Genomic DNA, 12,051 nt, shown 5'->3' with positions numbered 1-12,051 from the left:
CCCGATCAGGGCGTCTCCGGACGGGCGTCGCGTGTCAGGACGCGCCGCGGGCCAGGTGGTCGAGCAGCAGCGCCTCGGCCAGGACGACCTTCTCGAGCTCGCCGAGGTGCACCGACTCGTTCGCGCCGTGCGCGCGGCTGTCCGGGTCCTCGACGCCCGTGACGAGGATCTGCGCGTCGGGGTAGACCTCGAGCAGGTCCGCGATGAACGGGATCGACCCGCCGACGCCGATGTCGACCGGCTCGGTGCCCCACGCCTCGCCGAACGCCCGACGCGCGGCGCGCATGCCGGGCGTGTCGGCGGGCGCGAGGAACGGCCGCCCCTTCTCCCCGTCCGTCACGGTGACGCGCGCCCCGAACGGCGCGTGCTCCTCGAGGTGGGCGCGCAGCGCGGCCATCGCCGCGACGGGGTCCTGCCCGGGCGCGATGCGCATCGACAGCTTCGCGGCCGCGCGCGGCGTGATGGTGTTCGACGCGGTCGCGACGGCAGGCGCGTCGAACCCGATGACGGAGATGGCCGGACGCGTCCACAGGCGCGCGGTGATCGGACCGGTGCCCGCGAGGCGCACACCGCCCAGCACGCCCGCGTCGGCGCGCAGCTGCTCCTCGTCGAGCTCGACCGCCGGGTCGGGCGCGTGCACGAGGCCCGCGACCGCGACGTCGCCCGCGTCGTCGTGCAGCGTCGCCACGAGCCGCGCGAGGAGCGTCACGGCGTCGAGCACCGGGCCGCCGTACATGCCCGAGTGGACCGCGTGCGTGAGCACCTCGACCTCGACCGTGCAGTCGACGAGCCCGCGCAGCGACGTCGTGAGCCCCGGGACGCCGACCGACCAGTTGGTCGAGTCGGCGACGACGATGACGTCGGCCGCGAGCCGGTCGCGGTGCGCGTGCAGGAAGTCCGCGAACGTCGGCGAGCCGATCTCCTCCTCGCCCTCGACGAACACCGTCACGCCGACGCCCAGCTCGTCGCCGAGCACGCGCAGCGCGCCGACGTGCGCGACGACGCCCGCCTTGTCGTCCGCGGCACCGCGGCCGAACAGCCGCCCGTCGCGCTCGGTGGGCTCGAAGGGGTCGGTCTGCCACGCGGCGGCGTCACCGGGTGGCTGCACGTCGTGGTGCGCGTAGAGCAGCACCGTGGGGGCACCGGCGGGCGCGGGCCGGCGGGCGACGACCGCGGGGGCGCCGGTGCGGCCGTCGGCGGTCGTGACGGTGAGGACGTCGACCTCGTCGAGCCCGGCACCGCGCAGCAGGTCGGCGACCGCGTCGGCGCTCGACCGGACGTGGGCCTGCTCGAACGCGGCGTTCGAGACGCTCGGGATGCGGACCAGCGCCTCGAGGTCCGTGCGGATCCCCGCGAACGCGGACGCGGTGCGCGTGCGCAGCTCGTCGAGGCGGGCGGTGGGGTCGGTCGGGGTCTCGGGAGCGCGCTGGTCGGTCACGGATCGCCACGGTACTCGACTACCCTGAGGGGGTGTTCGGACGCAGCAAGGAGCCCGTGAACGAGATCCCCGGCCTCGTGGAGTCGGCTCCGACCCCCGACCTCCCCGGCGGCAAGGGACGCCCCACGCCCAAGCGCAAGGAGGCGCAGGCCGCCAACAAGCGTCCCCTCGTGCCGCAGGACCGCAAGGCCGCGTCGAAGGCCGCCCGGGCGGCGCAGCGCGAGCAGCGCGACCGCGAGTACAAGGCCATGCAGACCGGCGACGAGCGCTTCATGCCGGCCAAGGACCGCGGTCCCGTCCGTCGCTACGTGCGCGACTGGGTGGACGCCCGGTGGAGCCTCGGCGAGCTGTTCCTCCCCGTCGCGGCCGTCGCGCTCGTCGCGCAGTTCGCGCTCGCGCAGACGGCGCCCGTGTTCGCGTTCTACGTGATCGTCGCGCTGTACGTGTACGTGCTCGCCGCGATCGTCGACGGGTGGCTGCTGTGGCGCGGCCTCAAGAAGCGGCTGATCGCCAAGTTCGGCGAGAAGGCCGTGGTCCGCGGCACCGCGATGTACGGCGTCCTGCGCGCGTTCCAGATCCGGCCGTCGCGCATGCCGAAGCCGCAGGTCAAGCACGGGCAGAAGCCCGCCTGACGCGTCGACCCGGCCGCGACCGGCCCGCGCGGCAGGGTCCGGTGACGGACGTAGGGTTGATCGCATGGTCAACTACCGCCACCTGGGCCGATCCGGCCTCAAGATCACCGAGATCACCTACGGCAACTGGCTCACGCACGGCTCGCAGGTCGAGAACGACACCGCGACGGCCTGCGTGCGCGCCGCGCTCGACGCGGGCATCACGACGTTCGACACCGCCGACGTCTACGCGAACACCGTCGCGGAGTCGGTCCTCGGCGAGGCGCTGAAGGGCGAGCGCCGCCAGAGCCTCGAGATCTTCACCAAGGTCTACTGGCCGACGGGTCCGCGCGGCGCCAACGACTCGGGCCTGTCGCGCAAGCACATCCTCGAGTCGATCGACGGCTCGCTCGAGCGGCTGCAGACCGACTACGTCGACCTGTACCAGGCGCACCGCTACGACCACGCGACGCCGCTCGAGGAGACGATGGAGGCGTTCGCGCACGTCGTCCGTCAGGGCAAGGCGCTCTACATCGGCGTGAGCGAGTGGACCGCGGACCAGATCCGCGCCGGGCAGGCGCTCGCGCAGGACCTCGGCTTCCGGCTCGTGTCCAACCAGCCGCAGTACTCCGCGCTGTGGCGCGTCATCGAGGGCGAGGTCGTCCCGGCGTCGCAGGAGCTCGGGCTGTCGCAGATCGTCTGGTCGCCCGTCGCGCAGGGCGTGCTCACCGGCAAGTACAAGCCGGGTCAGCCGGCCCCCGCGGGGTCGCGCGCGACGGACGAGAAGGGCGGCGCGCGCATGATCGGGCGCTTCCTCGAGCAGGAGGACACGCTCGCCCGCGTGCAGGACCTGCGGCCCGTCGCCGACGAGCTCGGCCTGACGATGGCGCAGCTCGCGATCGCGTGGGTGCTGCAGAACCCGAACGTGGCGTCCGCGATCATCGGTGCGTCGCGTCCCGAGCAGGTCGCGGAGAACGTCAAGGCCTCCGGCGTCGAGATCCCCGCCGAGCTGATGGCCCGGATCGACGAGGTCCTGGGCGACTCGGTCGTCACCGACCCCGCGGAGACCGCGAAGTCGTCGCCCGCGTCGCGCTGACGACGCTGCGCCGACGCGAGCCGGCACGCACGGTGCCCCGTCCTCCCCGGTCTCCGGGCAGGGCGGGGCACCGTCGCGTCAGGCGGGGACCGGCTCCGCGGTCGGCTCGGGTGCGGGGTCGTCGAGCGGGACGGTGAACAGGCGCAGGAAGACCTGCGCGAGCGGGCCGACGCCGAGCGCGTAGCCGAGCGTGGCCCAGCCGACGGTGCCGCCGAGCACCCAGCCGACGGAGACGACGGCCACCTCGATGCTGGTGCGGACGAGCCGGACGGACCTCCCGGTGCGCGCCACGAGCCCGGTCATGAGCCCGTCGCGCGGGCCGGGGCCGAGGCGGGCGCCGACGTAGAGACCCGTCGCGACGCCGTTGAGCACGATGCCGGTCACCGCCATCGCGATCGCCACCGCGAGCGGCAACGGGTCGGGCAGGCGGTCGAGCAGCGCGAGCACCGGGTCGACGAGCAGGCCGATGACGAGGACGTTCGCCACGGTCCCGATCCCGGGCCGCTGGCGCAGCGGCCACCAGCACAGCAGCACCGCGACGCTCGTGAGCAGCGTGATCGTGCCGAACGACAGGCCGGTGCGGTGGGCGATCCCCTGCGTGAGGACGTCCCACGGCATGCTCCCCTGCCCGGCGTGCACGACGAGCGCGATCGACACCGCGTAGAGCACGACGCCGGCGAACAGCTGGACGAGGCGACGGACGGGCCGGTGCGCGAGGTCGCGCAGCACGCCGCTCACAGGCCGGTCCGCACGCTCGACCGGACCTCGAGCATGCTCCCCGCGGCCCAGTCCGGACGGCAGGGCGGCGGGGGCCGGTGCCCGAGTCCGTCGCCGCGCACCAGGCGGGCGAGCGCGACGACGAGGCCGGCGAGGAGACCGAGACCGACGAGACCCCACACGAGGGTGAGGCCGAGCACGTGCGACATGGCCTCATCCTCTCGACCCAGTGGCTATGTCGAACATAGCCACTTGTGGGAAAGTGGCTCCATGACGGTCTCGGACCTCCCCACCGACCGCCGCGTCGCCGGCGCCCGGGTCGCACGCCTGCTCGGCGCCTGGCAGCAGGGCGGTCCCGCCTACACCGCCCTCGCCGACGCGCTGCGCGCCGCGATCCTGTCCGGCACGCTCCCGATCAGCACCCGGCTCCCGGGCGAGCGCGAGCTCGCCGACGCGCTCGGCGTCTCCCGCACGACCGCGACCGCCGCCTACGGCCTGCTGCGCGACGAGGGCTACCTGGTGAGCCGGCGCGGCAGCGGCACCGTCACCACGCTCCCGTCCGGTCCGGGCGCACGCCGGCCGATGCCCGTCCTCGGCGGCGTCGACGACGACTCGCTCACGGACCTCTCCATCGCGGCTCCCTCGGCACCGTCCGCGCTGCACGGCGCCTACCTCGCCGCGCTCGACGCGCTCCCCCGCCACCTCGCGGGCAGCGGGTACGCGCCGCTCGGCCTGCCCGTCCTGCGCGAGGCCGTCGCGCGCTGGTACACCGAGCGCGGCACGCCGACCTCGCCCGACCAGATCCTCGTCACCACCGGCGCGCAGCAGGCGATCCACCTGCTCGTCGCCGCGCACGCCGGTCCCGGCGACCGCGTCGTCGTCGAGCAGCCGACCTACCCGCACGCGGTCGACGTCGTCCGGGCCGCCGGTGCCCGGCCCGTCCCCGTCCCGTCCGGCGCCGACGGCCTCGACGTCGACCTGCTCGAGTCGACCGTCCGCCAGGTCGCGCCGCGGCTCGTCTACCTCATCCCCGACCACCGCAACCCGACCGGCACCAGCCTCGACCCCGACCAGCGCGCGGCCGTGCGGGCGGTCGCGCGACGGCACCGCACCACGGTCGTGGGCGACGAGGTGCTCACCGAGCTCACGATCGACGGCGACGCGCCCGCGTCCTTCCCCGGCGACGGCAGCGCGTCGCACGTGGTCGTCGCGATCGGCTCGGCCTCGAAGTCGTTCTGGGGCGGCCTGCGTGTCGGCTGGGTGCGCGCGCACCCGGACCTCGTGTCCCGGCTGGCGTCGGTACGTGCGCACGTCGACATCGGCACGCCGCCGCTCGAGCAGCTCGTCGTCGCGGAGCTCCTCGCGTGCGCCGCCGACGTGCTGGCCGCCCGCCGGGCCGTGCTGCGCGAACGTCGGGACCTGCTCGTCGGGCTGCTGCGCGAGCACCTGCCGACCTGGGACGTGCCGGTCCCGGCCGGCGGGCTGTCGTTGTGGGTCGACCTCGGCGCACCGGTGTCGTCCGCGCTCGCCGCATCCGCGCTGCGGCACGGCGTCCGGCTGGTCCCCGGCCCCGCGTTCGGCGTGGACGGCGGCCTCGAGGACCACGTGCGCGTGCCGTTCGCGGAGGCGCCCGACGTGCTGCGTCGGGGCGTCGAGGGGCTCGCGGCCGCCTGGGGCGACCTGGGCTCGGTCACGTGGGAGCCGGTCGCACCGATCCGGGCCGTCGTCTGAGGGTCGTCAGGCCGCCGGGATCGAGAGGGTCGGCGTCGCCTGGACGCCCTCGTGCACGAGCCGCGCGGCCTGCACGCCCTGCGACGACAGGACGCGCCACGTCTCGCCCAACCACTGCTCGGCGTCGAACTGCGTCGTGAAGACCGGGCTCACGGGCCGCTCGAGCGGCGCGCCGTCCGCACCGTCGAACCGCCACTCCCACTGCGGGCGCACGACCATCACGCCGCCGTCGCCGTCTTCGAGCCGCGCCGGCCCGCGTCCGCCGCGAGCGCCCGGCCGATCCGCCCGGCCCAGCCCGGTCCCTGGTAGATCAGGCCCGTGTAGCCCTGCACGAGGGTCGCGCCGACGGCCAGGTACTCGCGCGCGTCGGCCGGGGACGTGACGCCGCCGACGCCGACGATGACCACCTCGTCTCCGAGGCGGTCGCGCAACCGCGCGACGACGTCGAGGCCACGGGCGAGCACGGGCGGCCCGGACAGGCCGCCGGGGCCGAGGTCGTGGCCGATGGTCGTGTTGACGGCGACGACGCCGTCGAGCCCGAGCTCGGCGACGAGCTCCGCGACCGCGTCGACGTCGTCGTCGGACAGGTCGGGGGCGATCTTCACGAGCAGCGGGACGGGCCGGCGGCCGGCCTTCGCGGTGGCCTCGTCGGCCGCGACGCGCGTCGCCTCGAGGATGGGGCGCAGCGACTCGACGGCCTGCAGGTCGCGCAGGCCCGGCGTGTTGGGCGAGGAGACGTTGACGACGAGGTAGTCGGCGTACGGCGCGAGCCGCGCGGCGCTGGTCGCGTAGTCGACGGGCGCCTGCTCGGCGGGCGTCACCTTCGTCTTGCCGATGTTGACGCCGACGACGTAGCGGCGGCCGGCGGGCGTCGCGCGCAGCCGGCGCAGCCGCGCCGCGACCGCGGCCGACCCCTCGTTGTTGAAGCCCATGCGGTTGCGCAGGGCACGCTGGTCGAGGACGCGCCACAGCCGCGGGCGCTCGTTGCCGGGCTGCCCCTGCGCGGTGACCGTGCCGACCTCGACGAACCCGAAGCCGAGCATCGTCATGCCGGGGACGCCGACGGCGTTCTTGTCGAAGCCTGCGGCGAGACCGAACGCCGAGGGGAAGGTCCGCCCCCACACCCGCACCGCACCCGTCGACGGCGGCGCGAGCACCCCGCGCACCACGTCGCGCAGGACCGGGACGGCGGCGACGACGCGGATCAGGCGGAAGGCGAGCTCGTGCGCGCGCTCCGGGTCGAGCCGGCGCAGCACGAGGTCGAACAGGAGGCGGTACACGACATCACCCTAGGGGCTGGCGGGCGGCCTCACCGGTGCCGTCCACCGGACGCCCGGTGCGCCACAGCCACCACAGGCCCAGCAGCGGCAGGACGAGCGGCACGTACCCGTAGCCCTGGCCGAACCCGGACCACACCGTCTCGTCGGGGAAGTCGCCGACGTCGACCCGCGACAGCACGCCGACGGTCAGGACACCCACGAGCTCGACGCCCACGGTGACCCACGCGAGCGTGCGCCGGCCGGTCGCGAGCGCGAACGTCGCCACGACGTACACGAGGCCCGCGGCGAGCGACAGGAGGTACGCGACGGGCGCCTCGTCGAGCTTCGTCGCGACCTGGTAGACGCCGCGGGCGGTCGCGGCGAGCGCGAGTACGCCGTAGACCGCGACGACGAGGCGGCCCGGGCCGGCGCCGGTCGGTCGCGGGCCGGCACCCGGGCGCGGGCCGGTGGCGGCGGCGGTGCGGTCGGTCACACGGACCCCCAGATCTGCAGCAGACGGAACTCCAGGAACGCGACCGTGAGCGCGGCGACGAGCAGGACGACCGAGCTCCACCGCGTCCGCTCGGCGAACGCCCACGCGGCGGCGAGCGGCAGGACGATCGCCTGCGTCACGACGTACCCCCAGAAGAGCGCGGCGTCGATGTCGGGCGTCCCGGTGAGGGCGAGGACGCCCGCGACGACGGCCTGCACGACGAGGAGACCCTCGACGACGGACGCGCCCCAGAGCTGGCGCAGGACCACCGCGCGGTCGCGGGCCACGAACCACCCGGCCCAGCCGGCGAGGACGACGCAGACCGCCACGACGAGCAGGGCGAGGGGCACGATCACGGTGCCCCACCGTACCGGCGACGCAGCGTCGCGCCCGACGCCCGGCCGCGCGCCGGTCCCCCGACGTCGCGAGGGCGACGAACTACGATCGAGCGCGTGACCGTCACCCTCACCTCCGCTGACCCCGCCCGTCTCACCGTCGACGCCGTCGTCGTCGGCGTCGCCCAGAACGACGGTGCGCCGTCGCTGCTCGGTGCCGCCTGGTTGCCGAAGGACCTGCGGACGTCGCTGACCCGGGACGCGGTCGCGCTCGGCGTCACGGGTGCGACCGACGAGGTGCGCCGCGTGCCGGGCATCGGCACCAAGGCGCCCGTCGTCGTGCTGGTCGGCGTCGGGTCCGCGGACGCCCTCACGCCCGAGGCGCTGCGCCGTGCGGCGGGTGCCGCGACGCGCGAGCTGGCCGGGACCGCGTCCGTCGCGCTCACGCTGCCCGCCGAGGACGAGGAGCGGCTCGCCGCCGTCGTCGAGGGAGCGCTGCTCGGGGCGTACGCGTTCCACCGCTACCGCGCGTCCGACGCGGCGAGCAAGGCGCCCGTCGCCGACGTGCAGATCGTCACGTCGCTCGGACGCTCGAAGGCCGCGAAGGACGCGGTCGCGCGGGCCGAGGTCGTCGCCGCCGCGGTGCACGCGACGCGGGACCTCGTGAACACCGCGCCCAACGACCTGTACCCCGAGGCGTTCGCCGACGCCGCGAAGGCGGCCGTCAAGGAAGCGGGCGCCAAGGGCCTCAAGGTGTCGGTCCTCGACGAGAAGGCGCTCGCGTCGGGCGGGTACGGCGGACTCGTGGGCGTCGGTCAGGGCTCGGCCCGCGGCCCGCGCCTCGTCCGCGTCGCGTACGCGCCGTCGCGCCCGAAGGCCACCGTCGCGCTCGTCGGCAAGGGCATCACGTTCGACTCGGGCGGCATCTCGATCAAGCCCGCCGCCGGCATGGAGGCCATGAAGTCCGACATGGCCGGTGCCGCCGCCGTGCTGCACACCGTGATCGCGGCGGCCCGCCTGGGTCTGCCCGTCGCGGTCACCGGGTGGCTGTGCCTCGCCGAGAACATGCCGTCGGGCACCGCGCAGCGGCCGTCGGACGTCATCACGATCCGCGGCGGCAAGACCGTCGAGGTCCTCAACACCGACGCCGAGGGGCGGCTCGTCATGGCCGACGGCCTCGTCGCGGCGGTCGAGGAGAAGCCCGACGTCGTGCTCGACATCGCGACGCTCACGGGCGCCCAGCTGGTCGCGCTCGGCCACCGCGTGTCCGCCGTCATGGGCACCGACGACGTGCGCGGCGAGGTCGTCTCGGCCGCCGAGACCGCGGGCGAGCAGTTCTGGCCCATGCCGTTGCCGGCCGACCTCAAGGCCGGGCTGCGCTCGAAGGTCGCCGACCTCGCGAACATCGGCGACCGGTTCGGCGGCATGCTGACCGCCGGGATCTTCCTGCAGGAGTTCGTCGGCGCGACGCCGTGGGCGCACCTCGACATCGCGGGACCCGCGTTCAACGAGAAGGCCGCGCACGGCTACACGCCCGTCGGGGGCACGGGCGTCGGCGTGCGGACGCTGCTCGCGCTCGTCGAGGGCCGCGCGACCGCCTGACCCGTCCGACGCCGAGCGGCGCCGCCGTGCCTGTCAGAGGGCGCGGCGGCGCCGTTCGCGCTCGATCCGCTGCCGCGCGTTCCAGTCACGGACGCGCTGCGGGTAGCCGGTGCGCTGCACGTCGTACACGGGGATGCCCAGCTCGCGGGCCAGGTCCCACCCGACCTTGGGGTCCGGGACGCGCCGACGCGTCCACTCGCCGTCCGTCGCGACCAGCATCATCGTCGTCTGCGTGACGTTCGTGGGCGGCTCGACGTACGCCTCGACGCCGACGCGCGTCGTCACGAACTCGCGCAGGTGCGCGAGCGTCGCCTCGCGCGCGGCGCGGTCCGACGGCACGGCGTCGGGCGTGCGGTGGCGGCGTCGCGAGAACCAGGCCATCCGGGGAGCGTATCGAGGCACCCTGGGGGTTCGCTGGGACCGCGCCGAGCGGCAGTCATGGGACGACTGTTCCGAGCATCACACGCCGCGCCTGGTCGCCGAGGTCGTTCGGACCTTGACGGGATGACAAGATGGTCGGCGAGCTTCGAGACCCACACGCCTGCGCATAGGAGTCTGCACGTGGCCGACACGAACGGCACCGCTTTCGACATCGTCGTCCTGGGAGCGGGGAGCGGTGGCTACGCCGCGGCTCTGCGCGCCGCCCAGCTGGGCAAGAACGTCGCCCTCATCGAGGCCGACAAGGTGGGCGGGACCTGCCTGCACAACGGCTGCATCCCCACCAAGGCCCTGCTGCACGCCGCCGAGCTCGCGGACAACGCGCGCGAGGGTGCGCACTTCGGCGTGCACAGCACGCTCGACCGCATCGACATGGGCGGCGTGAACCAGTACAAGGACACCGTGATCGGCGGCCTCTACAAGGGCCTGCAGGGGCTCATCAAGTCCCGCAAGATCACCGTGGTCGAGGGCCACGGCAAGCTCGTCGGCCAGAACGCCGTCCAGGTCGGCGACACGACCTACACGGGCGACCACGTCATCCTCGCGACCGGCTCCTACGCGCGCTCGCTGCCGGGCCTCGAGATCGGCGGCCGGGTCATCACGTCCGACCAGGCGCTGACGCTCGACTTCGTGCCGAAGTCCGCGATCATCCTCGGCGGCGGCGTCATCGGCTCCGAGTTCGCGAGCGTCTGGAAGTCCTTCGGCGCGGACGTCACGATCATCGAGGCGCTCCCCCACCTGGTCCCCAACGAGGACGTCGCCCTCTCCAAGGCGTTCGAGCGCGCCTTCCGCAAGCGCGGCATCGCGTTCAACCTCGGCGTCCGCTTCCAGGGCGTGACCCAGAACGACAACGGCGTGCACGTCACCCTCGAGGACGGCAAGTCCTTCGACGCGGACCTCCTGCTCGTGGCCGTCGGCCGCGGTCCCCGCACGTCGGGCGTCGGCTACGAGGAGCAGGGCATCACGCTCGACCGGGGCTTCGTCATCACCGACGAGAAGCTGCACACGGGCGTCGGCAACATCTGGGCGGTCGGCGACATCGTCCCCGGCCTCCAGCTCGCGCACCGCGGCTTCGCGCAGGGCATCTTCGTCGCCGAGCAGATCGCCGGGCTCAACCCGCAGCCGATCGTCGAGTCGGGCATCCCCCGCGTCACCTACTCGCACCCCGAGGTCGCCTCGGTCGGCCTCACGGAGGCCGCCGCGAAGGAGGTCCACGGCGAGGACGCCGTCGAGACCCTCGAGTACAACCTCGCGGGCAACGGCAAGAGCAAGATCCTCGACACCCAGGGCTTCATCAAGCTCGTGCGCCAGAAGGACGGCCCCGTCGTCGGCGTGCACATGATCGGCGACCGCGTCGGCGAGCTCATCGGCGAGGGCCAGCTCATCGTGAACTGGGAGGCGTACCCCGAGGACGTCGCCTCGCTGATCCACGCCCACCCGACGCAGAACGAGGCGCTCGGCGAGGCCCACCTGGCGCTCGCCGGCAAGCCGCTGCACGCCCACAACTGACCCCCACGATCGAAGGAGACACGAGCGGTCATGTCCGACAACGTGCAGCTTCCCGCTCTCGGTGAGTCCGTCACCGAGGGCACCGTCACCCGCTGGCTGAAGAACGTGGGCGACCGCGTGGAGGTCGACGAGCCCCTGCTCGAGATCTCGACCGACAAGGTCGACACCGAGATCCCGTCGCCGTTCGCCGGCGTGCTCGAGCAGATCCTCGTCCAGGAGGACGAGACCGTCGAGGTCGGCGCGACGCTGGCCGTCATCGGCACGGGCGAGGGCGGCAGTGCGTCCGCGCCCGCCGAGGAGGCCCCGGCCCAGGAGGAGCCCGCGCAGCAGGCGCCCGCCGAGCAGCCCGCCGCCGAGGCGCAGCCGGTGCAGGAGTCCGTCGAGGAGCACGAGGAGCCCGCCGAGGCCCCCGCGCAGCCCGCGCCCGCCGCGCAGGAGCCGTCCTCGGGCAGCCAGGGCGGCGGCGATGGCCAGGAGGTCACGCTCCCCGCGCTCGGCGAGTCCGTCACCGAGGGCACCGTCACGCGCTGGCTCAAGCAGGTCGGCGACAGCGTCGAGGTCGACGAGCCGCTGCTCGAGATCTCGACCGACAAGGTCGACACCGAGATCCCGTCGCCGGTCGCCGGCACGGTGCAGGAGATCCGCGTCCAGGAGGACGAGACCGTCGAGGTCGGCGCCGTCCTGGCGATCGTGGGCTCCGGTGCCGCGGCCGCTCCGGCTCCCGCCGCCGCGCCCGCCCCCGAGGCGGCTCCCGCGTCTGCTCCCGCCGAGCAGGCGCAGCCCGCGCCGGTCCCGGCCGCGGCTCCCGCGCCGGCCCAGCAG

14 protein-coding genes are annotated in these 12,051 nt (G+C 74.5%); 6 read left to right on the top strand and 8 right to left on the bottom strand.

All coding sequences use genetic code 11. The annotated features are described in order from the left end of the window. Window positions 1–34 precede the first annotated feature (34 nt). A complete protein-coding gene (locus CTKZ_RS08155) occupies window positions 35–1,438 on the bottom strand; it encodes a dipeptidase (protein ID WP_124342482.1) in 1,404 nt (467 codons plus the stop codon). Between the two features lie 32 nt (window positions 1,439–1,470). Between CTKZ_RS08155 and CTKZ_RS08150 the strand changes: the two genes are divergently transcribed. After that, window positions 1,471–2,070, top strand: coding sequence for a DUF3043 domain-containing protein (locus tag CTKZ_RS08150; RefSeq protein WP_124342481.1), 600 nt, complete (start codon window positions 1,471–1,473; stop codon window positions 2,068–2,070). 64 nt (window positions 2,071–2,134) lie between these two features. After that, entirely contained in the window at window positions 2,135–3,145 is a 1,011-nt protein-coding gene (locus CTKZ_RS08145; RefSeq protein WP_124342480.1) for an aldo/keto reductase family protein, read from the top strand. A gap of 78 nt (window positions 3,146–3,223) precedes the next feature. On the opposite strand, the gene yczE is transcribed toward CTKZ_RS08145, so the two are convergent. Together yczE and CTKZ_RS22420 are read right to left on the bottom strand one after the other, a co-directional pair. After that, window positions 3,224–3,883: a membrane protein YczE gene (gene yczE, locus CTKZ_RS08140; protein ID WP_235843403.1), complete on the bottom strand. Its 660-nt coding sequence runs from the start codon at window positions 3,881–3,883 to the stop codon at window positions 3,224–3,226. Next, window positions 3,880–4,071 carry a hypothetical protein gene (locus tag CTKZ_RS22420; RefSeq protein ID WP_124342479.1) on the bottom strand — a complete coding sequence of 64 codons (192 nt, stop codon included), beginning with the start codon at window positions 4,069–4,071 and terminating at the stop codon, window positions 3,880–3,882. The genes yczE and CTKZ_RS22420 overlap by 4 nt, the downstream gene beginning before the upstream one ends. 61 nt (window positions 4,072–4,132) lie before the next feature. On the opposite strand from CTKZ_RS22420, the gene yczR reads away from it, so the two are divergent. Continuing rightward, window positions 4,133–5,593 carry a MocR-like transcription factor YczR gene (yczR, locus tag CTKZ_RS08130; protein WP_124342478.1) on the top strand — a complete coding sequence of 487 codons (1,461 nt, stop codon included), beginning with the start codon at window positions 4,133–4,135 and terminating at the stop codon, window positions 5,591–5,593. Window positions 5,594–5,599: 6 nt separating this feature from the next. On the opposite strand, the gene CTKZ_RS08125 is transcribed toward yczR, so the two are convergent. Genes CTKZ_RS08125 through CTKZ_RS08110 form a run of 4 tightly spaced genes read right to left on the bottom strand, consistent with a single transcriptional unit; the run spans window position 5,600 to window position 7,701 of the window. Beyond that, window positions 5,600–5,812, bottom strand: coding sequence for a hypothetical protein (locus tag CTKZ_RS08125; RefSeq protein WP_124342477.1), 213 nt, complete (start codon window positions 5,810–5,812; stop codon window positions 5,600–5,602). Then, the gene (locus CTKZ_RS08120; RefSeq protein WP_124342476.1) at window positions 5,812–6,873 is read right to left on the bottom strand and encodes a quinone-dependent dihydroorotate dehydrogenase; all 1,062 of its coding nucleotides are present in this window, start codon (window positions 6,871–6,873) and stop codon (window positions 5,812–5,814) included. Before CTKZ_RS08120 ends, CTKZ_RS08125 begins: the two co-directional genes overlap by 1 nt. A gap of 4 nt (window positions 6,874–6,877) precedes the next feature. Beyond that, on the bottom strand, window positions 6,878–7,345 hold the full coding sequence (locus tag CTKZ_RS08115; RefSeq protein WP_124342475.1) for a hypothetical protein: 468 nt from the start codon (window positions 7,343–7,345) through the stop codon (window positions 6,878–6,880). Beyond that, window positions 7,342–7,701 carry a hypothetical protein gene (locus CTKZ_RS08110; RefSeq protein WP_124342474.1) on the bottom strand — a complete coding sequence of 120 codons (360 nt, stop codon included), beginning with the start codon at window positions 7,699–7,701 and terminating at the stop codon, window positions 7,342–7,344. Before CTKZ_RS08110 ends, CTKZ_RS08115 begins: the two co-directional genes overlap by 4 nt. A 96-nt stretch (window positions 7,702–7,797) precedes the next feature. On the opposite strand from CTKZ_RS08110, the gene CTKZ_RS08105 reads away from it, so the two are divergent. Then, window positions 7,798–9,282 carry a leucyl aminopeptidase gene (locus CTKZ_RS08105; RefSeq protein ID WP_124342473.1) on the top strand — a complete coding sequence of 495 codons (1,485 nt, stop codon included), beginning with the start codon at window positions 7,798–7,800 and terminating at the stop codon, window positions 9,280–9,282. A gap of 33 nt (window positions 9,283–9,315) precedes the next feature. On the opposite strand, the gene CTKZ_RS08100 is transcribed toward CTKZ_RS08105, so the two are convergent. Continuing rightward, window positions 9,316–9,663 (bottom strand): oxidoreductase, encoded by a 348-nt coding sequence (locus CTKZ_RS08100; protein WP_124342472.1) that lies wholly within the window; start codon window positions 9,661–9,663, stop codon window positions 9,316–9,318. A gap of 180 nt (window positions 9,664–9,843) precedes the next feature. On the opposite strand from CTKZ_RS08100, the gene lpdA reads away from it, so the two are divergent. Together lpdA and CTKZ_RS08090 are read left to right on the top strand one after the other, a co-directional pair. Beyond that, window positions 9,844–11,229, top strand: coding sequence for a dihydrolipoyl dehydrogenase (lpdA, locus tag CTKZ_RS08095; protein WP_124342471.1), 1,386 nt, complete (start codon window positions 9,844–9,846; stop codon window positions 11,227–11,229). Window positions 11,230–11,259: 30 nt separating this feature from the next. After that, the coding region (locus CTKZ_RS08090) for a biotin/lipoyl-containing protein (protein ID WP_307720292.1) at window positions 11,260–12,051 on the top strand (792 nt) is incomplete at its 3' end.

It is taken from the genome of Cellulomonas algicola, assembly GCF_003851725.1.
GTDB lineage: Bacteria > Actinomycetota > Actinomycetes > Actinomycetales > Cellulomonadaceae > Cellulomonas > Cellulomonas algicola.
This window is presented reverse-complemented; position numbering and strand designations above follow the sequence as displayed.

Excerpts from the sequence above, each read along its gene's own strand:
- CTKZ_RS08145 (WP_124342480.1), top strand. The coding sequence starts at position 2,135 with ATGGTCAACTACCGCCACCTGGGCCGATCCGGCCTCAAGATCACCGAG.
- CTKZ_RS22420 (WP_124342479.1), bottom strand. The coding sequence starts at position 4,071 with ATGTCGCACGTGCTCGGCCTCACCCTCGTGTGGGGTCTCGTCGGTCTC.
- yczR (WP_124342478.1), top strand. The coding sequence starts at position 4,133 with ATGACGGTCTCGGACCTCCCCACCGACCGCCGCGTCGCCGGCGCCCGG.
- CTKZ_RS08125 (WP_124342477.1), bottom strand. The coding sequence starts at position 5,812 with ATGGTCGTGCGCCCGCAGTGGGAGTGGCGGTTCGACGGTGCGGACGGC.
- CTKZ_RS08100 (WP_124342472.1), bottom strand. The coding sequence starts at position 9,663 with ATGGCCTGGTTCTCGCGACGCCGCCACCGCACGCCCGACGCCGTGCCG.